Origin of the sequence: Gallicola sp. Sow4_E12 (genome assembly GCF_052116305.1) — a bacterium.
GTDB lineage: Bacteria > Bacillota > Clostridia > Tissierellales > Peptoniphilaceae > JBQKLI01.
This window is the reverse complement of the sequence record NZ_JBQKLI010000017.1, coordinates 15,072-38,704: the sequence shown is the minus strand read 5'-3', so window position 1 is coordinate 38,704 and position 23,633 is coordinate 15,072. Positions and strand designations below refer to the sequence as shown.

General features: G+C 38.5%; 21 protein-coding genes and 1 other annotated feature. Of the genes, 15 read left to right on the top strand and 6 right to left on the bottom strand.

Annotated elements, in window-relative coordinates:
* The first annotated feature begins 5 nt into the window (after positions 1–5).
* The 3 genes from ACTQ46_RS09105 to ACTQ46_RS09095 are packed head-to-tail and all read left to right on the top strand — an operon-like array spanning position 6 to position 2,952.
* A complete protein-coding gene (locus tag ACTQ46_RS09105; RefSeq protein WP_441749194.1) occupies positions 6–770 on the top strand; it encodes an exodeoxyribonuclease III in 765 nt (254 codons plus the stop codon).
* 35 nt (positions 771–805) lie between these two features.
* Positions 806–1,651 (top strand): dTDP-4-dehydrorhamnose reductase, encoded by an 846-nt coding sequence (rfbD, locus tag ACTQ46_RS09100; RefSeq protein ID WP_441749192.1) that lies wholly within the window; start codon positions 806–808, stop codon positions 1,649–1,651.
* Positions 1,652–1,662: 11 nt separating this feature from the next.
* Positions 1,663–2,952, top strand: coding sequence for a dicarboxylate/amino acid:cation symporter (locus tag ACTQ46_RS09095; RefSeq protein ID WP_441749190.1), 1,290 nt, complete (start codon positions 1,663–1,665; stop codon positions 2,950–2,952).
* 130 nt (positions 2,953–3,082) lie between these two features.
* Here ACTQ46_RS09095 and ACTQ46_RS09090 read toward each other — a convergent pair whose 3' ends face one another.
* From ACTQ46_RS09090 to ACTQ46_RS09070, 5 genes are read right to left on the bottom strand one after another with little or no spacing between them, the layout of a single operon-like run.
* Positions 3,083–3,667 carry a LysE family transporter gene (locus tag ACTQ46_RS09090; protein ID WP_441749188.1) on the bottom strand — a complete coding sequence of 195 codons (585 nt, stop codon included), beginning with the start codon at positions 3,665–3,667 and terminating at the stop codon, positions 3,083–3,085.
* A gap of 10 nt (positions 3,668–3,677) precedes the next feature.
* Positions 3,678–3,935: a hypothetical protein gene (locus ACTQ46_RS09085; protein WP_441749186.1), complete on the bottom strand. Its 258-nt coding sequence runs from the start codon at positions 3,933–3,935 to the stop codon at positions 3,678–3,680.
* Positions 3,919–4,371 (bottom strand): YaiI/YqxD family protein, encoded by a 453-nt coding sequence (locus tag ACTQ46_RS09080; protein WP_441749184.1) that lies wholly within the window; start codon positions 4,369–4,371, stop codon positions 3,919–3,921. The genes ACTQ46_RS09085 and ACTQ46_RS09080 overlap by 17 nt, the downstream gene beginning before the upstream one ends.
* Position 4,372: 1 nt before the next feature.
* Entirely contained in the window at positions 4,373–5,749 is a 1,377-nt protein-coding gene (locus ACTQ46_RS09075) for a UDP-N-acetylmuramoyl-tripeptide--D-alanyl-D-alanine ligase (RefSeq protein WP_441749182.1), read from the bottom strand.
* Between the two features lies 1 nt (position 5,750).
* Positions 5,751–6,827: a D-alanine--D-alanine ligase family protein gene (locus ACTQ46_RS09070; protein WP_441749180.1), complete on the bottom strand. Its 1,077-nt coding sequence runs from the start codon at positions 6,825–6,827 to the stop codon at positions 5,751–5,753.
* A 252-nt stretch (positions 6,828–7,079) separates the two neighbouring features.
* Between ACTQ46_RS09070 and ACTQ46_RS09065 the strand changes: the two genes are divergently transcribed.
* From ACTQ46_RS09065 to ACTQ46_RS09040, 6 genes are all read left to right on the top strand, one after another.
* The gene (locus ACTQ46_RS09065) at positions 7,080–9,443 is read left to right on the top strand and encodes a glycogen/starch/alpha-glucan phosphorylase (RefSeq protein WP_441749178.1); all 2,364 of its coding nucleotides are present in this window, start codon (positions 7,080–7,082) and stop codon (positions 9,441–9,443) included.
* 98 nt (positions 9,444–9,541) lie between these two features.
* Positions 9,542–10,585 (top strand): magnesium/cobalt transporter CorA, encoded by a 1,044-nt coding sequence (gene corA / locus ACTQ46_RS09060; RefSeq protein WP_441749176.1) that lies wholly within the window; start codon positions 9,542–9,544, stop codon positions 10,583–10,585.
* An 82-nt stretch (positions 10,586–10,667) separates the two neighbouring features.
* Positions 10,668–12,044, top strand: coding sequence for an NAD(P)/FAD-dependent oxidoreductase (locus ACTQ46_RS09055; protein ID WP_441749174.1), 1,377 nt, complete (start codon positions 10,668–10,670; stop codon positions 12,042–12,044).
* 63 nt (positions 12,045–12,107) lie between these two features.
* The gene (locus ACTQ46_RS09050; protein ID WP_441749172.1) at positions 12,108–12,671 is read left to right on the top strand and encodes a hypothetical protein; all 564 of its coding nucleotides are present in this window, start codon (positions 12,108–12,110) and stop codon (positions 12,669–12,671) included.
* Positions 12,661–13,188 carry a dihydrofolate reductase gene (locus tag ACTQ46_RS09045; protein ID WP_441749170.1) on the top strand — a complete coding sequence of 176 codons (528 nt, stop codon included), beginning with the start codon at positions 12,661–12,663 and terminating at the stop codon, positions 13,186–13,188. Before ACTQ46_RS09050 ends, ACTQ46_RS09045 begins: the two co-directional genes overlap by 11 nt.
* A 295-nt stretch (positions 13,189–13,483) precedes the next feature.
* Entirely contained in the window at positions 13,484–14,836 is a 1,353-nt protein-coding gene (locus tag ACTQ46_RS09040; RefSeq protein WP_441749168.1) for a cell wall-binding repeat-containing protein, read from the top strand.
* 45 nt (positions 14,837–14,881) lie between these two features.
* Here ACTQ46_RS09040 and ACTQ46_RS09035 read toward each other — a convergent pair whose 3' ends face one another.
* Entirely contained in the window at positions 14,882–16,135 is a 1,254-nt protein-coding gene (locus ACTQ46_RS09035; RefSeq protein WP_441749166.1) for a phenylacetate--CoA ligase family protein, read from the bottom strand.
* A gap of 33 nt (positions 16,136–16,168) precedes the next feature.
* Positions 16,169–16,390, bottom strand: a binding site (T-box leader).
* A gap of 110 nt (positions 16,391–16,500) precedes the next feature.
* Here ACTQ46_RS09035 and ACTQ46_RS09030 point away from each other — a divergent pair.
* From ACTQ46_RS09030 to aroB, 6 genes are all read left to right on the top strand, one after another.
* Entirely contained in the window at positions 16,501–17,571 is a 1,071-nt protein-coding gene (locus ACTQ46_RS09030) for a zinc-ribbon domain-containing protein (protein WP_441749164.1), read from the top strand.
* 10 nt (positions 17,572–17,581) lie between these two features.
* Complete coding sequence (locus tag ACTQ46_RS09025; protein ID WP_441749162.1) at positions 17,582–18,514, top strand: 1-phosphofructokinase family hexose kinase; 933 nt, start codon at positions 17,582–17,584, stop codon at positions 18,512–18,514.
* Positions 18,515–18,570: 56 nt separating this feature from the next.
* Entirely contained in the window at positions 18,571–20,340 is a 1,770-nt protein-coding gene (locus tag ACTQ46_RS09020) for an ABC transporter substrate-binding protein (protein WP_441749160.1), read from the top strand.
* Positions 20,341–20,722: 382 nt separating this feature from the next.
* A complete protein-coding gene (aroF, locus tag ACTQ46_RS09015; protein WP_441749159.1) occupies positions 20,723–21,736 on the top strand; it encodes a 3-deoxy-7-phosphoheptulonate synthase in 1,014 nt (337 codons plus the stop codon).
* Positions 21,737–22,570, top strand: coding sequence for a prephenate dehydrogenase (locus tag ACTQ46_RS09010; RefSeq protein WP_441749157.1), 834 nt, complete (start codon positions 21,737–21,739; stop codon positions 22,568–22,570).
* Between the two features lie 3 nt (positions 22,571–22,573).
* Positions 22,574–23,632, top strand: coding sequence for a 3-dehydroquinate synthase (gene aroB / locus ACTQ46_RS09005; protein ID WP_441749155.1), 1,059 nt, complete (start codon positions 22,574–22,576; stop codon positions 23,630–23,632).
* Position 23,633 lies beyond the last annotated feature (1 nt).

Sequence of the window (23,633 nt, the reverse complement as noted above, 5' to 3'; positions counted from 1 at the left end):
ACGAGATGAAGTTTATATCATGGAATGTGAACGGCATGAGAGCCGTGATGAAAAAAGGCTTTATGAACTATTTTAACGAATTAGATGCGGATGTATTCAGTGTTCAAGAAATAAAGATGAAACCAGAGCAGCTGGAATTCGAAATGGACGGCTATCATATTTATTTGAATTCTGCAGAGCGCCCCGGCTATTCTGGAACTGCAACCTTTACAAAAGAGAAACCGATCGCAGTTACATACGGAATAGGGATAGAAGACCATGATAAAGAAGGCAGGATTCTTACATTGGAATTCCCGAAGTTTTATCATGTAAACTGCTATACTCCCAACTCTAAAAGAGGTCTTGAAAGATTGGAATACCGACAGGTGTGGGAAGACGAGATCAAGGCGTATTTAGACGAGCTTAGGAAGAAAAAGCCTGTTGTCTACTGCGGTGATTTAAATGTGGCTCATAAAGAAATCGACCTTAAAAATCCTTCTACGAATCGAAAGAATGCCGGTTTTACTGATGAAGAAAGAGAAAAAATGACTCAGCTTTTAGAGGGCGGCTACATTGATACCTTCCGATATTTTTATCCTGAAAAGGAAGAAGAATATACATGGTGGAGTTATTTGACAAAGGCTAGAGAACGAAATGCAGGCTGGAGAATCGATTATTTTATTACATCAGAAGATTTGAAAGATGCTCTTGTGGATGCATCCATTCATCAAGAGATTATGGGCAGCGATCACTGTCCTGTAGAACTTGTTTTAGACTTAGAACAGTTCTAACAATATATAGATAGAGAATTTAGGAGGAAAGAATCATGATTTACAGCAATAAAATATGGATTTCCGGTGCTGACGGAAGATTAGGATCTAAACTTGTTGAAATGCTGAACCCCGTAGATGTTGAAATTTTAGCAACAGATAAAGATACAGTAGACGTGTCTGTTTCTTCTGAAGTTATTAATTTTGCGGACAGAAACCGTCCAGATTATATCATCAACTGTTCTGCCATTACAGATGCAGGAAGATGCGAAGAAGATAATGACGAAGCGTTTCGCACTAACGGTTTAGGGGCGAGGAATATGGCAGTGGCTGCCAATCGGATTAATGCAAAGCTGATTCATTTATCATCGGATGATGTGTTTGACGGAATGGCAGAATTTCCTTATAAGGAATACGACGAAACGAAACCAAAATCTTGTTATGGAAAATCAAAGCTTTTTGGAGAGAAACAAGTTATGAGTTTCTGTTCCAGATACTTTATTATACGAAGTTCATGGATTTACGGAGCGAAGTATAGAAGAGTAGAGGAAATTATCGAAAAGGCGAAAAATGGCGAAGACATCCTAGTTCCTAAAAATCAATTTGCAGCACCAACCAGCGCAAAGGAATTAGCAAAATTTATTATCTATATAATGGAAACAACGGAGTACGGTATTTACCATGCAGTATGCCAAGGGTCTTGTTCGAGAAAAGAATTTGCTGAGAAAATTTTAGAGTTTAAAGGCTTAGAGGCGAATGTAATCGAGACAGAAGAGATTGTGGATGCGAGCTTTAGACCGGATTATTCTGTTTTGGATGATTTTATTTTGCGGATTTCCGGAAACTACGAGATGCCTCACTGGGAAAAAGCGTTAGAAGAATATATTAATACAATAAAATAGAGAGGGAAATTATGGAGAAAAAAGAAAGAAAAAAGTTAAGTTTAACGACGCGGATCTTTATCGCCTTGATTGTAGGAGCAGTTGTTGGAATTATTATACGTTATCTTATTCCTGCAGGATATATTCGCGATGATATTGTTGTAAATGGTATTTTTACCGTACTTGGACAGGGTTTTATCCGTTTGATGCAGATGCTGGTTGTCCCTTTGGTATTCTTTTCCCTTGTAACAGGCGCGATGAGTATCGGGGATACAGAAAAGCTGGGACGTGTCGGTGTTAAAACAGTAGCCTTTTATATTTGTACCACAGCTCTTGCTGTAGCTATTGCTTTAACAGTAGCAAATATTGTTCGTCCGGGAGTAGGGATGGGAATGTCTGTCCAAGATCCTGGAGCGGTAATGCAGGGGGCAGAAGAAACACCTTCTATAGTGGATATGCTTTTGGGAATTATCCCTACAAATCCGATTCAAGCTCTAGCAGAAGGAAACATGCTCCAGCTTATATTATTTGCACTTGTAGTGGGAGTTCTTCTGGCGAATATGGGAGGAAGAGGAGAGAGGCTTCAAGTTTTATGCGCCGAAGGAAATGATCTTATGATGGATATGACTTTAGCAGTGATGAAGTTTGCGCCTATTGGAATTTTTTGTTTAATCGCAAAAACCTTCTCCGAAATCGGCTTTGAAGCTTTTGCTCCGATGCTGAAATATATATTCTCGGTAGTTCTTGCATTGATCCTTCAATTGTTAATTGTATATATGGTGATGCTCTTTATCTTTGCACGAGTGAATCCTTTTAAGTTTTTAAAGAATTTTGCACCGGTTATGGGATTTGCTTTTTCTACTGCAAGCTCCAACGCGACAATACCGACTTCTATTAATACATTGGAAAAGCTTGGTGTTTCAAAAAAGATTTCATCCTTTACAGTTCCTCTAGGAGCTACTATTAATATGGATGGGACGGCGATTATGCAGGGTGTTGCAGTTGTCTTTGTAGCCTTTGCTTATGGAATAGACTTGTCCTTGGCGGATTTTGCAACTGTAATCTTAACGGCAACCTTAGCTTCCGTAGGAACTGCGGGAATTCCTTCTGTAGGTTTGATTACTTTATCTATGGTCTTTACTTCTGTTGGCCTTCCAGTGGAAGGAATTGCTATGATTATGGGAATTGACAGAATTCTAGATATGAGCAGAACTGCTGTTAACGTAACTGGAGATGCTACTGTAACAGTAATTATGGCGAAACAAGAAGGGGAAGAAATGTTTAATAAGGAACGTTATAATGCTGTAGTAGAAAGTGAATAATCTGTACTTTATAAAAACATACAATAAACCGGAGCGAAAATATTCTGCTCCGGTTTGTTGTTCAATTAGAAGTTTTGTGCTGCATATAAAAAAGCCTTTGTTATAGAAAGTATAACAAGGGCTTTTTAATTTAAGTAGTGAAAATCATATAGGCGCAGTAGACTAAAAGCAGTCCCATAATGATACGCAGCGGTTTTTCATGCCGGGAGAAAAGTTTTTGAAATAACACACCGAACAGCGACCATAGAATATTTCCCACTAAGGCGATAGCAGCGAGAATCACGCTAAATCCCAAAAGTTCCCCGGCGGTAGAGAAATAAGGCAGTATAAATCCGGATATCGCAGTAATTCCATAAAAGTAGACTTTTGGATTGATAAACTGAATCAAAAATCCTTTCGGGAAAAGACTTTCTGCTGTGGACTGTTTTTCGAAATCTGCACGGCTTACAACGGTTTTCCAAGCTAAATACAAAATATACAAAGCTCCTAAAAATCGTAGCACTCTTGTAAGCGCCGGTATCCATGCTTCCAAGGTTTTCATAAAAAAGGAAATTAGAATCATAAGAAGAGTAAAACCTGTGAAGATTCCAAATATAAAAGAAAGGGATCGTTTAAAACCCACAAGTCTTCCGTAATTCATAGAAAGAACCGTGTTGGGACCGGGTGTATAGGTTGTTGTGACGCAAAATATTAAAAATGTAATCCAGTTGAACATTCCCTCTCCTTTATCCTAAGTCAGCACCGCATTTAGGGCAGTTTTTCATATTCTTCTTATCTTTTACATACCATAAATGGGCTTCACAGCGGGGGCATTTATACCTTGTTGCCAGTTTATAATAGAAAACTCCCCCGATAAAAGCTGAGGGTAGAAGGATCAGCGGGTTCTTGAGAAGAAAGGTTAGCAGAATTCCCAGTGCGATAGATCCGATTAAAATACCTAAGGCCAAAGCCGGATAATGTCTTACTTTATCGAATGTATTCATTTTTTCCCTCCTCTAATATCTTGATTAAGGTTTGTTCAAAACGGATATTGTTTTCAGGAGTTCTTGCAGGAACACCCTTGCCGTATTTTTTGTTTCTTCGTCCCTTTGCTTTTACATGCCTTGAGTGAAGGAGAAAATCAATATTATTCTGATCGATAATATTGCCGTAAAAATTGATACAGAATGTGTTTTTTCCGAGAACGAGAGAAGCCAGCCCCATATCGTTGGTAATAATAAGATCCCCGTGAGAAACCATATTTGCGATATAGAGATCGGCGTGATCGTTTCCCTGTTCCAAGGTGACGACGTCGCCGTATTCTAAATGAAGCTCATGATTATAATCTTTTACTGCCACGAGGGGAATCTGATAATCTCTGCAATTTTTTTCCGTCAAGGAGATTACCGGACAGGCATCTGCATCGATATAAACAATCATTCTAATCTAAATCCCTTAATTCTTCCACTACAGTTTCCAAATGAAGAGCACGGGATGCTTTTACAAGGACTAATGTACCGGGGATAATTAATTCTTTCAGTTTTTCCATCATTTCTTCTTTCTCAGAGAAGTGAAACACATGGTCTTCAGGATAAAAGTCTTTTGCATTATTGTAGATGTAATAAGCTAAATCGCCATAAGTAATAAGATAATCCAGTCTTTCCGAATCGATATTTTTACCAATATTTTCATGGATTTTCACTGCATCTTCTCCAAGCTCCAGCATATCTCCGATAACCGCTATCTTGCGAGGATATTGGTCCAAGGTATAAGCTGTTTGAAGAAAAGAGTTTAAGCTTTGGGGATTTGATTTATAGCTGTCGTCTAAAATGCTGAAGTTTTTCAAATGGATCAGTTCGTTTCTCATGCCCGTTAGACTAATGGTTGTAAGCCCTTTGGCGATATCGGAATAATCCAAGCCGAACCATTCTGCGAGAATAATAGCGCAGGATCCGTTATACATCTGATGTTCTCCCAATAAAGGAATCGTATAGATATGATCGTTTAACGAGAAGGTGTTTCCTGTCTCGTCGAATTTCATCGGTTCGAGTATATGGTCGTTTCCTTCGCAAGTGCCGAAACTGTAAGAGTTTTGAGGAAGGACATACTCGGTCAAAACCCGCTTCATGATAATATCATCGCCATTATAAAGGAAAAATCCATTTGGTTTCAGTCCTTCGAGGATTTCCAGTTTTGCTCTGGCGATATTTTCTTTGCTTCCTAATGTTTCCAAATGGGAATCACCCACATTTAATAGAAGGGCAAAATCCGGCTGAGCAATTCTTGTAAGAAGAGAGATATCGCCCATATGATCTGTGCCCATTTCAAGAACACAGATTTCGCAGTCTGAGTCTAAATCGAGTATGGTTTTGCTAAGTCCGATTTCGTTATTGAGATTCGCAGGAGTTTTTTCTACTTTATACTGCTGTTTGAGAAGGGCGGAGATGACATCTTTTGTGGTGGTCTTCCCATTAGAACCGGTTAAACCGATAATCTTTAGACCCTCTATGGAATTTCTATAGGCGGTAGCCAGCTGAAACATTGCTTCATGAGACTCTTCCACTAAAACTGCAGGAAGATCCGTTGAAGGAAGTTCTCGTTCCTTTTCCCAAATAAATCCGGCAGCTCCTTTATCGAGAGCTTGTTTTAGAAAATCATGGCCGTCAAAAATTTCGCCTTTTAAAGGGAGATAGAGATTTCCTTTTTGAAGGCTTCTAGTATCCGTGGAAACACCGTTCATTTCTATGTTTCCATCTTTTTCATTTAATAAAGTGCCGCCGCACATTTCTGCAATGCGGGCGAGGTTTACGTTTAACATATTAACTCCTATCTACGACCAAGCTGTTTCTTTCTTTGTGAGCCTCCTCTGCAAGCTCGATAAGCATATCCATAAAGGCCGGATAATCTAGACCGTAGGTTTCCTCCCATAATCTTTGAGCTAAAGATATCGTAGTCATTCCTGGAAGAGTATTGATTTCGTTGACCAATAGAGCACCGTCGTCTTTTCGAATGAAAATATCTACTCGGGCAAATCCCATACAGCTGCAGGCTTTATAGGCTTTTACAGCTAATTTTCTAAGTTCATTTTGTGTCTTTTCATCCTTTGGATAGGGGATTTCGGGAACTCGGTCTGGGGTGTTGTATTTTCCGTCATAGTCTAGAAACACGTCTGTAGACATATAGCTTCCAGGAAGAGAAGCGCGAATGGTTTTATTTCCTACCACTGTGAGCTCCACTTCGACACCAAGCACTTCTTCTTCCAGAAGAACTCGGGTATCATATTTAAAAGCCAGTTCAAAGGCTTCTTTAAACTCTTCTTCCTTTTTAACATGAGTGATTCCCACAGAAGAACCGGCGTTGCAGGGTTTCACGTAAACAGGAAGACCTAGTTTTTCTATAATTTTTTTTGTGTCGATATCTTCTATACTGTCTATACTCCATCGATCGAGTACCATAAATTTTGCTTGCGAAATATCGTTTTCTGCAAGCAGACGGTTTGTAATTCCTTTGTCCATAGTGACAGCAGAGGAGAGCACGCCGTTTCCTGTAAAAGGTACATTTAAGGTTTTAAGAAAGCCTTGCATAGCACCATCTTCGCCGATCGTTCCGTGGAGAACTGAAAAGAACACATTCTCCTTCGAAGAATCGAAGTCTTTATGTAAAAAGTCGGCGATAGATTCTGCAATAGATAAATCGGAGCTTTTCACTAGATCTTCTTCTTGGACATCCGGGCCTGTTATTCCAAGGGGATGCCAGACGCCTTTTTTATTAATATAAATCGGATGTACATCGTATTTATTTCGGTCCAAATATTGAATAATTGTTTTGCCGCTGCGGATAGAAACCTCATGCTCGGCAGAGATCCCTCCATAGAGTACATATACATTTTTTTTCATTATTGCCTCCTGTGGTGTTGGATATAAGTATAATACTACAATGAATAATTTTTATCAACGAAACCGGCCTTCAATACGAAGATTTAGAGCTTTTAAGATAAAAAAGCCTATACATTCTTCATAGAATGAAAAAATAGCATTAAAATGCCGTTAAAATAGTGTAAAATAGACATTTCAAGCTGTGTATAATATAATAAATTAGTAATGAGTAAAGGATCAACGAGCCAACGAAACTCCATAGGAGGTAACAATATGGACAAAAAATTATTTAAAGATAGTATACACAAGGAAATGCTTTATAAATATGGAAAAACAGTAGAAGAGGCCAATGCAAAAGAAAAATACGATATTTTATCGACAGTGATCATGAGATTGCTAAGCGAAAGATGGAAAGCCTCAAAAGAAGAAAGCAGAGAAAAACGAAATGCCTATTATTTTTCGGCAGAATTTTTGGTGGGGAGAAGTCTGGGAAATAATCTCTTGAATTTCGGCATCACTGAAGAAGTTGAAGATGTGCTGGAAGAGATGGGCATGAATTTAAATGCTTTAGAAGAGGAAGAAGAGGATGCAGCTCTAGGCAATGGAGGATTAGGAAGATTGGCAGCCTGCTTTATTGATTCGGCTGCAACTTTGGATCTGCCTTTACAAGGATATGGAGTCCGTTACTCCCAAGGACTATTTCGACAGAAAATTGTAGATGGTTTTCAGGTAGAAGAAGGAGACGACTGGACACGTTTCGGCGATCCATGGTCTATCCGAGTCGATTCTGAAGCTCGAATCGTGGCTTTTAATGACGACAAAGTGTTGGCTGTTCCTTACGATATGCCGATCGTCGGCTATGGAAACGAACGGATCAACACTTTAAGACTGTGGCAGGCGGAAGCACTAGATGGATTTAACTTCCAAGACTTCAATAATTTCTGTTACGATGTGAGTTTGAAAGAAAAGAACAGAGCAGAAGATATCACAAGGGTTTTATATCCCAACGACAGTCAAAAACCGGGGAAGGTGCTTCGTTTAAAACAGCAGTATCTTTTCGTGTCGGCTTCGATACAAGACCTGGTTGCAAAATATAAAAAGAACTTCCCGGAAGACAAGAATTTTAAATATTTTTCAGAGTATCATATTATCCAGCTCAACGACACCCATCCGGTGATGGCTATTCCAGAACTGATGCGCTTGCTGCTGGATCAAGAGCATCTAGAGTGGGACGATGCTTGGGCTGTCGCTTCAAAAGTTTTTGCTTTTACAAATCATACGATTTTAGAAGAAGCGATGGAAAAGTGGGATATCGACATTGTCGATGCAGCTTCTCCAAGATGTCTGGAAATTATTACAGAAATCGACAGACGCTTTACGGAATTTCTAAACAGCAAAAGATTTTCTGAAGCAGAGATCGAACACTTGAGAATTATCAATCATAATCAAGTCCGCATGGCAAATCTTGCGATCTACACATCTATCAGTATAAACGGTGTAGCAGAGCTTCATACTCAGATCTTAAAAGAAGATACCCTTCATCTTTGGTATGAATTGTTCCCGGAAAGATTTTCCAATAAAACAAACGGAGTGACTCCTAGACGCTGGCTGATGTACAGCAATCCTAAGCTTAGCGAATTTATTACAGATCTTCTAGGCTCAGAAGGTTGGAAATCCGACTTGATGGAATTGAAAAAACTGGAAGCTTTTGCGGATGACGATGACGTATTGGACCGACTTAACGAAATCAAACATGAAAACAAGGTGAAGCTGGCAGAATACATCCGAAAAGAAGAGGGAGTTGAAATCAATCCCGATCATATTTTCGACATTCAGATCAAACGCCTTCATGAATATAAAAGACAGCTTCTAAATGCCCTTCAGATACTGGATCTTTATTTTAGAATGAAGAAAAATCCGAATATAGAATACACACCGAAAACATTTATCTTTGGAGCAAAAGCGGCCCCGGGATATTTCAGAGCGAAAGCAATTATCAAGTTTATTAATGAAGTAGGACGAATGATCAATGAAGATCCAGAAGTGAATTCAAGACTTCAAGTTGTTTTTGTGGAAAATTACAACGTCAGTTACGGAGAGAGACTATTCCCGGCTGCAGATGTATCAGAGCAGATTTCTACTGCAGGAAAAGAAGCTTCCGGAACAGGAAATATGAAGTTTATGATGAACGGGGCAGTCACTATCGGAACATTAGACGGAGCGAATGTTGAAATCTTTAGAGAAGCTGGTTTAGAGAACAACTATCTTTTCGGAGCGAAAACGGAAGAATTGGCAGAAATATTCGACAGCTATAATCCGATGGAATATTATATGAAAGATCCGGATATTAAAAAGGCTGTAGATTTTCTAATGGATGAGAAATTAGACGATGATGGAACCTATATGCTTTTAGAAATCTATAAGAGCCTTATTGATCCTCATCCAGGCCATAAAGCAGACCGTTATTTTGTATTGAAAGATTTTGAATCTTATAAAAAAGCACAGCAGCAGATCGGAAAAGATTATAAAGATCGAAGAGGCTGGGCGAAAAAATGCTTGATAAATATTGCGAACTGCGGGAAATTCTCATCAGACCGTACGATTCGCGATTATGCAGAAGGAATTTGGAAAATTTAAAGTAGAATAAGAGAAAGTCCAAGGCTTTCTCTTATTCTAAGTCAAGGGGATTTACAATAGCCTTTCAGGAATGATATAAATAGAGAAGGGGTGATAAGATGAGCCGAGAGTTTGAAAACCGACTGCAGAATATTCTAGACAATATTTCGAAAGAAAAAGAGGAGATTGTAGAAGATCAGATCCTTTTTATCTCTTTTAATAAAAAAGAGTTCAATATGACTGAAGTGGACGATATCGAAGATATAGAGCTTATCGACGGCAATGTAAACTGGATTTATATGGTTGGCCTTCGAAATGTAGACGATATTATAAAATTAAAGGATTTATATTCGATTCACCCGCTGGTTATAGAGGATATTTTATCCGGGGACCAAAGAACCAAGGCGGAATCTTATCGAAACTCTCTTTATGCAGTAACGGATATTGTAGATTATTCCGATTATAACGAGACAGAGGAAATGCGTTTCGATCAGGTTTCCTTTATATTAAAACATGATGTGCTGATTACTGTAGATGAAAGAGACAATCATCTTTTTGACAACATTATCAATAAACTGGACTCGGTTCAGGCCTACAGGCATAAATCGACGGATGCCCTGCTCTTTACCTTAATCGACCGTATCGTCGACAACTATTTTGTTGTATTCGATATTATCGGAGAGACAATTGACGATTTGGAAAATATGATGGAGGATCCGGAAGAGGATGCTTTAAAGAGCCTCTATCGTATCAAAAAAGATTTGATTTATCTGAGGAAAACTTTGTGGCCGTTAAGGTCTGTCATCAATTCTATTTCGAAATCACAGTTTAGTCTAATAGATGATGTAACAAGTTATTATTTCCGAGATGTGTACGATCATATTATACAAATGATCGATTTAATAGAGATTTATAGAGATACCATTACGTCTATGATCGATTCCTTTAATACGAATATCGGAAATCGGACAAATGATGTAATGATGACTCTAACAGTTATATCGACAATTTTCCTGCCCTTGACCTTCCTTTCCGGAGTCTTTGGTATGAACTTTATGCTGCCGGGACAAAACAATCCCATGTCCTTTCCTTTATTTTGGATGCTGTGTTTTATCATTGTCCTCGGCATGATTATTTATTTTAGGCGAAAAGGCTGGATTTAACGGCTTGCAGAAACGAAGAGTTGTCTATATAATACTATAGTAAGATATAGCGTTAAAGATAGAGAAAAGGAGACCGATTAGGTTGAAAACATACGATATCATTCTAGTAGGAGCAGGGGCCAGTGGCGTTTTTGCATCTTACGAGTTTACCAAATTGAATACAAATGCCAAAATATTAATGGTGGATTCAGGATTTCCCATTGAGAGAAGAATTTGTCCGATTAAGACAGGTAAAACACCTACATGCATAGGCTGCAAACCATGCGCCATTATGAATGGTTTTGGCGGAGCGGGTACTCTATCCGATGGTAAATACAATATTACCAATAATTTTGGCGGAAATCTCCACGATTATGTTGGGGAGGAAGAAGCTATCGAATTAATGGAATATGTAGATGATGTGCTTTGTGAATTTGACGGAGGTGTGGCGAAACTATATTCCACAGCATCTTCTGATTTGAAAACTATCGCACTGCGCAATGATCTTCATTTATTAGACGCGAAGGTTCGCCATTTTGGTACAGAGAGAAATATTGAAATTCTTAAAAAGATGAGCGAATACATCAGCGATAAAGTAGAAATGAAATGGAGAGTCACTGTTGATATTGTAGAAGCAAAAGACGGGGGATTCTATCTAAAGACAAGCGACGGAGAAGAGTATTTTTGTAAAGATTTAATTCTTTCTGCGGGACGTTCCGGCTCCAAGTGGATTTCGAAAGTCTGCAAAGATAACGATATTCCATTGAGCAGCAACAAAGTGGATATCGGAGTGCGTGTAGAGCTTCCAGCGGAAGTCTTTAAACATATAACAGACGATGTGTATGAAAGTAAAATCGTCTACCAAACTAAAAAATACAATGACCTTGTGAGAACATTCTGTATGAACCCAAATGGGGAAGTCGTAACAGAAAATACGAATGGTGTAATCACTGTAAACGGCCATTCTTATACAGATCCTGAGCTTCAAACTGAAAACACAAACTTTGCATTATTAGTATCGAATACATTTACAGAGCCCTTTAAAGATTCAAACGAATATGGAGAATCCATTGCCCGGTTATCGAATATGCTTGGAGGAGGGGTGCTTCTTCAGCGTTTTGGGGACTTGGTAAGAGGCCGAAGATCCAGCGAAAGAAGAATGCAGAAATGCTTTACAAGACCGACTCTTAAAGCAACAGCAGGAGATCTTTCTCTAGTAATTCCAAAAAGACAATTAGACGATATTATCGAAATGATCTATGCTTTGGATAAAATTGCTCCAGGTACAGCAAATGAAGATACTTTATTATACGGAGTGGAAGTTAAGTTCTATAATTCCGTAGTAGAAGTCAACGATAAATTAGAGACTAAAATAAAGGGACTTTACTGTGTAGGAGACGGATCGGGAGTAACACATTCCCTTTCTCAAGCATCTGCCAGCGGGATTCATATAGCAAGAATTCTCGACAGCAAATATTAATATACGAAGAGGCTGCGAAGCCTCTTTTTTATCAGAAAAAACAAATGAAGGGATGTGATTCCATTGTTGAATAACTTTTTCTCGATGTCCGATGAACAAAGAAAACAGAAAGAAGCCTTTAAGAAAACCTTAAGAATCTACTCCGACGGAGTAATCGATTATAATATACGTTTTGATGTCATAGACTATGATTTTAGCCAAGACGAAGAATTCAAAAACATACTCGACAGTTTTGAAAACAGCTATACTCTAGAAAGTATAGAATCTTTAAAAAAAGAGATCTCCATTACAGGAATTTTTGAAAAAAGAAAATATATCTTTATGTACGATGGAAAAAATAAATTTACAAAAGACCGCAAAAAGACACTGGAGCAGTATCCTGAAGATTTCAAAATCGGCTTTTGTCTAAGCAAATGGATCAAATACTGCGAAGAGATCGAGTATGACTCTACCGTTTCTCTTCAAAATGCCTTAATGGATATGATGATAGATTTTGCCTTTACAAAATCCGGATATACAGTAATTCGTGTAAAACAAGATGCCTTTGACTGGACGGACAAAGGAGCGTTGAGATATTTAGAAGAGATGATAGAGCAGGCTAAAAGAGGTGAGTTTTGTGAAATATGATATTTCATTGGCAGTAGATCGTAATTTTAGTATTGGTGTAAAAGGGGATATGCTTTTTTATATCAGTGAAGATTTAAAGAAGTTTAAAGAGCGTACTACAGGAAACATTCTTGTGATGGGACGGAAAACATTGGATTCTTTACCGGGCGGAAAACCGTTACCAAACAGAGACAATATTGTCGTTTCCAGAAGCGTAAAAGAGATTCCCGGAGCGTATGTAGTGGGAAGTATTGAAGAAATAGAGCCGATGGTGGAGAGAATACAGTCCTCAAGCAGGGAAGAGAAGAAGGTGTATCTAGTAGGAGGAGGAAATCTTGTCCGCCAGCTGATGGATCAGGTAGAATACTGGTATATTACTTATGTAGATAAAGAATACGACAACTTCGACACTCAAGTTCCGAATCTTTTTGAGGAAGAGGATTTGGAAATTATCGAAGAAAGCGAGTGGAGAGTCCAAGACGATCTAAGATACCGCTATATTACTTTTAGAAATAAGAATTTTCCAGAAGAAGAATAGTATTTTCATGAGGACATCGAAAGATGTCCTTTTTATGTGAAAAAATTCTTTGACATTTTGTGGATTTTGAAATGTTAAAATCACAAAGGTTAAAATACAACAATTAAATCTAGATTTTGTCAAGGAAGTATAAGGATTCTTTACTGGTGTACGTCGAAATCGTTAAACTGTTACTTATTTGTAACGACATTATAATATATATTAGATACAATAAAAATAACAAAAGATTAACCGGTGATTTTTTGAAAAACTTTAGGAGGCACTAGATATAAAAAAGATTGTATCGATTTGTTTAATGTTTGCATTTATTATAGCAGCGGCATCAGGAACGTCCTATGCAAAAGAAAAAGATCCCTTGGTAAACTATGAAATGACAGGTCTTTCTATGGCGTTAGGGGAAGATATGGATTTTTATTCTGTAGATGATAAGGTCGTTATCAAAAAAAATTCTGAAATCGTTTTTCAAACAGAAGACGGAACGTTAAAGAAATTCAAGGCAATAAGCCTTACAAATGGAAAAAACTATCTCTTCAGTTTTAAATTAGATCAGCTGGGAGTCTGGAAATTAATTGAACTGGATGGAAAAAAGGTAGAAAGCAGAAGCCGAGACTTTACAGTTTACAAAGACAGAAAAGAAGCCGATAAAGCGGATAACGATAAGCTGGATAAGATTATAGCTGAGAAGAGAAGAGAACTCAAGGAGTTTAAAGAGCTTATAGAGCAGGGAAAAATGAAGGTTGCCCGAGTGGAGGGAAAAGATCGCTATGAAACAGCTCTCAAAGCAAGCCGATATGCATTTGAAGATGGAAGCAAATATGCAGTGATTGCTACAGGAGAAAACTTTATCGATGGTCTTGTGGGCGGAAGTTTAACAGCTCAAGTGGAAGCTCCTCTTCTATTAGCTCGAAAGAATACCATTTCGAAAGAAGTACTTAATGAAATCAAACGCTTAAAACCTGAAGAAATATTTATCTTAGGAGGAGAAGGAGTCGTATCCGAGAAGGTAGAAAAAGACATAAAGGCTCTAGGAATCACAGTTGAAAGATTAGCGGGTAAAGACAGAGTAGAAACAGCAGAAAAAATCAATGAAAAAAGAGAGGCTCTTTTGCCAAAGGCTTTTGCGAAAAAACACGTTGCTATGGTCAGTGGTACAAACTTCTCGGATGCTCTAACTGCGGGGCCTCTTATAGGTGAAATGGCAAAACTTGGCGACAGCTTCTACAGCCTGATTCCTTATATGAAAGGACATCAATATCCGAAAGTTGATTTAGCGATTGGAGGAGAAAAAGCAGTTCCCATTCAAGCAGGAGATCGTATAGATGGAAAGGACAGATTTCAAACAGCAAGATTAGTAGGATATCGTTATACGAACCAAAATTATTTAGAAAAGAATGCAGATACGATTATTGTAGTAAATGCTAGAAATTATCCGGATGGACTAACAGCTGCATCTCTTGCCAGCACACAAAACGGTGTTGTTTTATTAACAGATAAAGATCAGTTTTCAAAATATACGTTCCAATTCTTAGAAAGTTATAGAAAGATCAAAAATGTTGTGATATTAGGGGGAGAGGCTGCAGTTGGAGAAAATATAGAGAAGTTTTATCAAGGAAAATATGAAATTCCTGAATGGACAAATATGGACTAAAGATATAAAAATCGGCTTTCTAAAAAGAAAGCCGATTTTTCCATATTAGTATCTATTATCAAAGATTCGTGTTGACTTTTTCTCGCTTCGAGGCAGATCGCAAAGATCTACTGCTTTCGGTACGATAGTGATACCGATCAGTTCTTTGAAGATTTTGCGAACTTTGTTTTCCACTTCGCTTCGGTGAGCCCCTTCTTGAGCGTCGGTTTCGAAATATACAGTGACGATATCTCTGCCGTTTAAGTGATCGATCATCATCTGATATTCGCTTAATACATTATCGACCTTTTGAAGGATCTCTTCGATCTGTGCAGGGAACATATTTACACCCTTTACTTTAACCATATCGTCGGTTCGTCCGACTAAGGTGTCGATACGGGGGAATTCGCATCCGCAGGGACATTCATCTGGAAGGAATCTTGTCAGATCATGGGTTCTATAACGGATAAGAGGGGCTCCTTCTTTGTGAAGAGTTGTAATAACAAGCTCTCCTGTTTCTCCGAATGGAAGAATTTCTCCTGTTTTCGGGTCGATGATTTCAAAGAACAGATAGTCGTTGAAATAATGCATTCCGTTGTTTTCATCGCAGCTGATGGCGATACCCGGTCCGTAGATTTCTGTTAAACCGTAGATATCGTATAAAGAAGCACCGAGAGAATCTTCTATGCTTTTACGCATCTTTTTGCTCCATCGTTCGCTTCCGATAAGCCCTTTGTTTAGATGGATTTTCTCTTTGATACCCTGTTTTTCGATTTCTTCTGCCAATAAAAGAGCGTAAGAAGAAGTCGAACAGAGTACTGTTGATTTAAAATCCTCCATCATCTGAAGCTGTTTTTCTGTATTTCCGGGTCCTAGAGGGATGGTCATAGCACCTAGATGTTCTGCTCCTAATTGAAAACCGATCCCTGCAGTCCATAAGCCGTAGCCTGGAGTAATTTGAACACGGTCCATAGGAGTAACGCCTGTGATTTCATAACAGCGGGCAAAGAGCATAGACCAGTCGTCTACATCTTTTTGAGTATAGGGGATAACGACAGGAGTACCTGTTGTACCGGAAGAAGAGTGAATGCGCACAATCTTTTCTTCTTCGCAGGCCATAAGTCCAAGGGGGTAGGCCTCTCTGAGGTCGCCTTTTTCGGTAAAAGGAATGTTTTTGAAGTCTTCGTAACTTTCAATATGTAAATCAAGACCTTCATATTTTTTGCTGTAAAATGGGCTTTTTTCTCGGATTGTACCAAGTTTTTCTTTTAAAATTTCCAATTGTTTTTCATTTAATTCGTGAGCTGAATATGCTGCCATAATTTCCTCCAAAAAATAAAAAAACCGTCCTCTAAAAAGGACAGTTTAAACTGCGGTGCCACCTTTGTTGGTCTAAAGACCCACTCTATAAGTACAAACATACTGTTCCAAGATAACGGTAGGTTTCCGTAACCGGCTACTTCATTTCGCCGATTCTCTCCGAAGTCCATATGATTCGCTGCCATTGCAAAGTCCCAGCTTCCCTTTGCTCTCTGAAAATGGTCGTGCGAGTTTTCTCTCCATCAACGATTTCGTCCATTATAGCATAAAAGCGTTATTTTTCAAATGAAAACTGCTTTCTATCACTAGGCGGGAAGAAAAAGGGAAAGTGGTATGATATAATAATTTTATAAGGGGGAATGTTTATGTTTTGTCCAAATTGCGGAAAATCAATCCCTGAAGATGTTAATTTCTGTCCTTATTGCGGAGAAGATATCGAGAGCTATCTTCGGTTAAAGGATAGTTTAGCGGACAAGGAAAAAACAAATGTATCGAAAAAAGAACGAAAAACGATGCAGATTGAAGATATATTTAATACGAAGAAGTCAAAAGAAAATAAGAAAAAAGAAGACATACCGTATGAAGCAAAATATCGGGATGAACTTCAGGGTTTTAAGGAAACAGAAGAAAATATAGATGAAACTATTTTTCGTTTGGATCCGTCGGAAAAAACGAAAATCCATTTTGAAAAGAAGGAATCGGAAGAAGAAATTCAAGAAGAAACTATAGAAAAAGAATCAGCCTTCAGCCGATTCTTTTCGAAATATAAAACAAATAATTTTCTGAATAAGATTCAGAAAATGGGGAAAAAATCTTATAAAGCTCTTCTAGCGGGACAGGAGAAACTTTATAAGCGCACTGCAAAACCTGTGAACAAAGTGCTGTCAAGCGATAAGGCGCTTTTAATTATGATCATTATATTTGCTGTATTTCTCTTGATGCCATTATTTCTTTACGAAAAATCCATTAGTGCACAAAGAGGTGTTATAGGAAGCTATATTGTGATCGTTCTTTTAGCAGCATTTGACGGACTAAGCACATTTGTATCATTAAGTGCGGCTCAATATTTTATGCAGAGCCGATTTCAGGAGAAGCCGTTGAAAGACGAGATTTTTAAATATTCTTTAATTCTCTCTATGTTAATGGCGGTGATTCGTTTCGTGATCTATTTAATCGGAAACTATCTAGTGGTGATAGATTCTATTTTATTGGCGAAACCTTTAGGAGCTCATCCAATCTTGTTTATCGTATTGGCAGCAGCTGCATTATTTGGATTATTGTCTCTGCACTGGAATAGATTTGATAAAAAAGATTATTCGGCGGTTTTAGGTCTTGCAGCCGGGGGAGGATTAATTACGGCAATACTGATGTTTTTAGTAGGCAGTACAATATTTAGAATGCTGATTGTGGGATTGGCACCGCATATAATCGGCTAAGGAGGAGTATATGATTTATACAGTAACCCTGAATCCCTCAATGGATTTTTTTGTGGATTTAGAAGAGCTGGTTATTGGAGAATTGAACCGTATGTCGAACGACTATAAAGTTCCGGGAGGAAAAGGGATTAATATTTCCAGAGTATTAAGACAGCTGGGGATGCCTTCTGTTGCGACAGGATTTATCGGCGGTTATACAGGTCAATTTATCGAAGACTGGCTAGAACGGGAAGATATACAAAGGGGCTTTATTCACGTAGATGATGATTCTAGAATAAATGTAAAGCTCTTAAAACAAGAAGAAACAGTGATCAATGCAAAGGGTCCGAATGTTTCTGTTATGGAGTATCAGGAGTTTTTATATTATATGAGCCGTGTAGAGGAAGGGGATACTGTGATTATGTCAGGATCCCTTCCGCCGACGATTACAGAGGAAGTTTACGACAGGGTAATTTCTATCTGCAATGCAAACAAAGCCCGATTTATTATGGATGTATATCCTCAGGAGATGGTAAAACTTTTAGATAAAGGGCCGATGCTCATCGTCGCAGACCACGAGATGATAGAAAAAATGCTTGGAGTAGAAATCAAAAATCCTTCTGACCTTCATAAATACGCAAAGATCATCCTTGATCAAGGGGTAGATTATTTGATTTCGCCGGTAGAGGGCAGAGGGTCCATTCTCTTCACGAAGGATAAAGCGTACCACGGTCTTCGGATTACGGGAGAGTATGTGAATTCGGAAGGGGTTCGGGAAGCGATGATCGCCGGTTTTATTGCGACCTATATTAGATTGTCGGATCCTGTAGAAGCTTATCGGGTAGCTATAGCCTGCGGAGCGGCTACCGCATTTACACGAGATATGGCGAAAAGACCAGAGATTGAAGAAATGATTGAGAAAGTGGAAATCAACAAGATTGATTCTTCTACAGATATTTTTTAGGCATATAAGAGTTTCCCCTTGTTTTGAGGAGGAGACTCTTTTTATAGGGGAATGAGATGAAGAAAATATTTCTGATGTGTACAGCAGTAATCCTTCTTTTTGCAGCAGCTTGCGGCAGAGAAAACCAAGAAACAGCTGAAATAGTGGAAGAAGGAAAGAAAGGAGTCGTCAGCCATTCCGGGGAACCCGTTCCTGGAGGGGTTTTTAAAGTCGGCTTAAGCGGCGAGACTTCTTTCGACGGTGTTTTTTCCTACTTGTATTATGAAAACCCTATGGATTGGAAAATCATGGAGGATACAATGTACGGTTCTTTGGAAAGGGGAGAAGATCTAGAGTATAAATCTTCTGAAGTACTGTCCTTTGAACCGAATACGGAAAATGGAACATTGAAGATGGAGATTTTAAGCGATAAATTTAAATGGTCCGATGGATCGAAGGTTACGTCAAAAGATTTTGCCTATGCTTATGAAATTATAGGACATCCCGACTATACAGGTCTTAGATACGACGATGCAATGAAAAATATTAGAGGAATGGAAGAGTATCATGCAGGAGAAGCGCAAAGGATATCCGGTGTCCGTACACCAGACGAGAATACGATTATTATAAGCTACAAGGAGTTTTCTCCCGATATATTGTGGGGGGAAGGGGTCTTAACGGAACCTGTTCCTTCTAAGCAGATGGAGGGGGTATCCATAACAGAACTTCCGAATTCAGAAGTTGTGCGTGTCAGTCCTCTATCAGCAGGTCCTTTTTCTATATCCCAGATTATTCCACAAGAAAAGATTGTTTTTAAAGCGAATGAGCATTTTTGGGCAGGGAAACCTTCTTTAGAAGGGGTAGAGTTTGAGTGGATGAAACCCATTGAAACCTTAGCGGCGTTAGATCAGGGGAGGTTTGATTATATAGAAGGACTTGATCCTACTTTATACTCTCAAGTTTCAAAGTATACAAACTATTCCATACTGAAAAAACAAGATCTTACTTATACGTATTTAGGTTTTAAACTAGGAAAATTAACAGGAGAAGAAGAAATAGAGGTTCAGACAGATTCGAACAGCAAGATGGCTAATGGAAATCTTAGAACAGCTATGGCTTATGCCATCGACCGGGAAAAAGTAGCTGCAGAATTTTTTAGAGATTTAAGATCTTCGGGGAATTCACTGATTCTTCCCATGTATGAAAATCTTTCTCCTAAAAATCCTCCAGGATTCCCCTATAATCCAGAAAATGGAAAGCAGCTTCTAGAGGATGCAGGGTATAAAGATATAGATGCAGACGGCTATAGAGAAGATCCAGAGGGGAATCCTTTGAGTATATCCTTTGCACTGGCAGAGGATGGATATCTTTCTGAAGAATTAGCAGCCTACTATATCGGAGCTTGGAAAGAGATCGGTTTAAATGTAATCCTGACAGATGGGAAGCCTTTAGAATTTCAGGATTTATACAATCGTTTAAAAGACGATGATCCAGCGATAGATGTGTATCAAGCTACTTGGGGACTGACACAAAATCCGAATCCTTCACTTTATTACGGAAAAAATTCAGAATATAATTATCCCAGATTTTCCACAGAGGAACTGGAAGAGAATTTAAACAGAATCAGCAGCCGGGAAAGCTTCGATTTCGACAAGAGAAATGCCAATTATGGAGAATTTCATCAGATTATGACGGTCGAAACGCCGGTAATCCCTCTGTATTACAGAGATCAGTACTCTGTGATTAATAAACGAGTAGATCATTTTGAAGATACATATCCGGATGGAGAGACAAGAAATTGGAGATGGAATCAGATTATTTTAAATCGAGAAGAGCCGGTTTCTTAATTATTAAAAAAATGTAACAAGTCTAAAAAGCTTTTAAAACATTGGAAAATAGACTTTCCAAATTGATAATAAATAACCAATTCATTTTATGCTTTTAAGTGTTAAAGTATTTTCTAGGCAGGAGATAGAAATTATGTTATTATTAATTCATCTTAGAAAACAAGGAGAAATTGTTATGAAAAACCTAATGTCTTTTGCACAATTTTATTTTAGCTTTTACTTTACTTATTTTTATGGTAAAGCTTTTTTGGGTTGCATGCATAGACATTTAAATTATTCTGAGATTGGTATATAATTACAGAAAAATTAAGTCTATTAGAAGCTCCCAAAACAGCCGTTTTGGGAGCTTTATTTATTTAAAATCAACTAGGAGGATACAATTATGATTATCAAATTAAAACAAAACCCAGACAAAGAACAGGTAGCTCGATTAAAAGAATGGTTGACAAACCAAGGGGTGGAAGTTAGACCTACTGTAGGAGAAAATATTACGATCTTGGGACTTGTAGGAGACACAACGAAGATTGATGCAAGTTTGATCAATGCTTTAGAGATTGTTGAAGCGGTGAAGAGAATTCAAGAGCCGTACAAAGAAGCAAACAGAAGATTTCATCCGGAGGATACAGTGATTACTTTAGAAAATGGAACAAAAATCGGAGGAAACAACTTTACAGTCATTGCCGGTCCGTGTTCTGTAGAATCAAAAGAGCAGATTATCGAAGTGGCGAAAGCTGTTAAGAAATCAGGAGCTACGATCCTAAGAGGGGGAGCATTCAAACCGAGAACATCGCCATACGCATTCCAAGGAATGGGAGCCGAAGGAATCGAGCTTCTGCTAGCCGCAAAAAAAGAGACAGGTCTTCCTATCGTTACAGAGATTATGGAGTCTTCACAATTGGAATTATGCGATGATGTAGATATTATTCAAGTTGGAGCGAGAAATATGCAGAACTTCGAACTTTTAAAACGACTTGGAAAAATCGACAAGCCGATTCTTTTAAAACGAGGACTTTCTGCTACGTACCAAGAGCTTATTATGAGTGCTGAATATATTATGGCTGGCGGCAACCGAAACGTCATTCTTTGCGAAAGAGGAATCCGTACCTTCGAAAGAATGACTCGAAATACCCTTGATATCTCAGCGGTTCCGGTTTTAAAAGAAGAAACACATCTTCCTGTTATTATCGATCCAAGCCATGCAGCAGGAATGAGCAGAATGGTAGAGCCTTTATCGTTAGCAGCAACAGCAGCAGGAGCTCATGGTATGATCATCGAAGTGCATAACGATCCGGAACATGCTTTATGCGATGGTCCTCAGTCCTTGAAACCAGAGACTTTCGATAATGTGGCTAAGAAAATTTTCAAGCTTCACGATGCACTGGCAGAGCTTTCATAAATGAAAGTCGGTATTTTAGGACTGGGGCTGATCGGAGGAAGTTTTGCCAAGGCGCTTCATCGGATTTCTTCTCATACAGTTTTAGGATTTGATACAAATGAAAGCACGATGGAAGCTGCATTAGCAGAAGGGATAATACAGGAAGAGTTAAATCAGGAAAATATAAAGAGCTGCGAGCTGATTCTTTTAGCAGTACGACCTGGGGCAGCTGTTGATTTTGTGAAAAAAAACAAGGAAAATATACGAGGAACCCTCTTAGATCTCTGCGGAGTAAAAAGAGTGCTGGAGGAGGAAATTCTTCCTCTTGCAAAAGAATATCAGTTTTCATATCTGGGAGGCCATCCTATGGCGGGCAGAGAACGAGGCGGCTATGACCGCTCTTTGCCTGAGCTGTATGATAAAGCATCTATGATCTTTGTGGAAAATGAAACTTCAAAAGGTTTAGGTAAAAGATTAGAGCCTCTTTTTCGAGAAATCGGGTTTAAGAAAATTGTTTATTCCAACAGCTGTGAACATGACCGCATCATCGCGTATACGTCTCAGCTTGCCCATGTAGTTTCAAATTCCTATGTCCAGTCTCCAAGCCACAACGAGGAATACGGATTTTCTGCGGATAGTTTAAGGGACTTGACTCGGGTTGCAACACTAGACGCAGAGATGTGGACAGAGCTTTTCTTTAAGAACAAAGATAATCTCTGCAGAGAAATACGAAGAATAAGCAGTCAGCTGGAGAGCTACGCCGATGCGATCGAAAAAGAAGAAGAAGAAATGTTAAAAGAAATGCTGCATGCCGGATGTGCTGCAAAAAAAGAAATGGAAGATAAAAGGAGATAATCCATGAGCCAGATACAAATCGAAACAAATCCCTCTTATCCTGTCATAATAGAAAAGGGATTGCTTAACATACTAGGAAAATCGATAAAGCCTTTTCTAAAAGGAAAACTGCTCATTATTACAGATGAAAATGTAGATTCTTTCTATGGAAGAGTTATAGCAGAGCAGATGAACGAAAATAATATTGAGTGGGATAAATATATTATCGTTCCAGGGGAAGAAAGCAAATCTTTAGAAGTTTATGGCCGAATTTTAGAATATATGGCAGCACATAATTTTCATAGAAACGATACAGTTCTTGCTTTTGGAGGAGGGGTAGTAGGCGATTTGTCTGGTTTTACGGCGGCGTCCTTTTTAAGAGGAATCGATTATATACAAGTACCTACAACATTGCTCGCTGCAGTGGATTCTTCTGTTGGTGGCAAAACTGCTGTAAATCTTAAGGAAGGTAAAAATCTTGTAGGAGCTTTTAAACAGCCCCAGGCGGTTTTATGCGATCCGGATCTTTTTGCTACAATGAAAGAAGAGCGTTTTCTGGATGGTGTTGCAGAATCTATAAAATACGGCATTCTTCGAGACGAAGAGCTCTTTGCTGAATTTGAAACAGCCTTAACTCAAAGGGATGCCCGCCTTTCCAATATCATAGAACGATGCGTGAAACATAAAGCTGAAGTGGTGAAGAAAGATGAAATGGAAAAAGGAGAACGGCAGTTTTTAAACCTCGGGCATACTATCGGACATGCTATAGAAAAAGCAAGCGGATATGAAGTAAGCCATGGGCATGCAGTCGCTATGGGTATGGGCATGATGGCAAGAGCATGCGAAAAAATCGGGGTTTTAAAAAAAGATAACAGGGGAAGAATTCTTAAGGTTCTCGAAAAGAATGGACTTCCTACAAAAACAAGCTATTCTACTGAGGATTTATTTGGAAAAGTATATAAAGATAAAAAATGCAGCAGCGATAAGATAACTATTATTGAAATCGAAAGAATCGGAAAATGCAGGCTTCATAAGGTTCTAATCGAAGATTTCCGAGAATATATTGAGAAGGGCAGAGTTTAAT

Bases quoted from the DNA above. Each gene is read 5' to 3' on its own strand.
- ACTQ46_RS09105 (WP_441749194.1), top strand. From the start codon at position 6: ATGAAGTTTATATCATGGAATGTGAACGGCATGAGAGCCGTGATGAAA.
- rfbD (WP_441749192.1), top strand. From the start codon at position 806: ATGATTTACAGCAATAAAATATGGATTTCCGGTGCTGACGGAAGATTA.
- ACTQ46_RS09095 (WP_441749190.1), top strand. From the start codon at position 1,663: ATGGAGAAAAAAGAAAGAAAAAAGTTAAGTTTAACGACGCGGATCTTT.
- ACTQ46_RS09090 (WP_441749188.1), bottom strand. From the start codon at position 3,667: ATGTTCAACTGGATTACATTTTTAATATTTTGCGTCACAACAACCTAT.
- ACTQ46_RS09085 (WP_441749186.1), bottom strand. From the start codon at position 3,935: ATGAATACATTCGATAAAGTAAGACATTATCCGGCTTTGGCCTTAGGT.
- ACTQ46_RS09080 (WP_441749184.1), bottom strand. From the start codon at position 4,371: ATGATTGTTTATATCGATGCAGATGCCTGTCCGGTAATCTCCTTGACG.
- ACTQ46_RS09075 (WP_441749182.1), bottom strand. From the start codon at position 5,749: ATGTTAAACGTAAACCTCGCCCGCATTGCAGAAATGTGCGGCGGCACT.
- ACTQ46_RS09070 (WP_441749180.1), bottom strand. From the start codon at position 6,827: ATGAAAAAAAATGTATATGTACTCTATGGAGGGATCTCTGCCGAGCAT.
- ACTQ46_RS09065 (WP_441749178.1), top strand. From the start codon at position 7,080: ATGGACAAAAAATTATTTAAAGATAGTATACACAAGGAAATGCTTTAT.
- corA (WP_441749176.1), top strand. From the start codon at position 9,542: ATGAGCCGAGAGTTTGAAAACCGACTGCAGAATATTCTAGACAATATT.
- ACTQ46_RS09040 (WP_441749168.1), top strand. From the start codon at position 13,484: ATGTTTGCATTTATTATAGCAGCGGCATCAGGAACGTCCTATGCAAAA.
- ACTQ46_RS09035 (WP_441749166.1), bottom strand. From the start codon at position 16,135: ATGGCAGCATATTCAGCTCACGAATTAAATGAAAAACAATTGGAAATT.
- ACTQ46_RS09030 (WP_441749164.1), top strand. From the start codon at position 16,501: ATGTTTTGTCCAAATTGCGGAAAATCAATCCCTGAAGATGTTAATTTC.
- ACTQ46_RS09025 (WP_441749162.1), top strand. From the start codon at position 17,582: ATGATTTATACAGTAACCCTGAATCCCTCAATGGATTTTTTTGTGGAT.
- ACTQ46_RS09020 (WP_441749160.1), top strand. From the start codon at position 18,571: ATGAAGAAAATATTTCTGATGTGTACAGCAGTAATCCTTCTTTTTGCA.
- aroF (WP_441749159.1), top strand. From the start codon at position 20,723: ATGATTATCAAATTAAAACAAAACCCAGACAAAGAACAGGTAGCTCGA.
- ACTQ46_RS09010 (WP_441749157.1), top strand. From the start codon at position 21,737: ATGAAAGTCGGTATTTTAGGACTGGGGCTGATCGGAGGAAGTTTTGCC.
- aroB (WP_441749155.1), top strand. From the start codon at position 22,574: ATGAGCCAGATACAAATCGAAACAAATCCCTCTTATCCTGTCATAATA.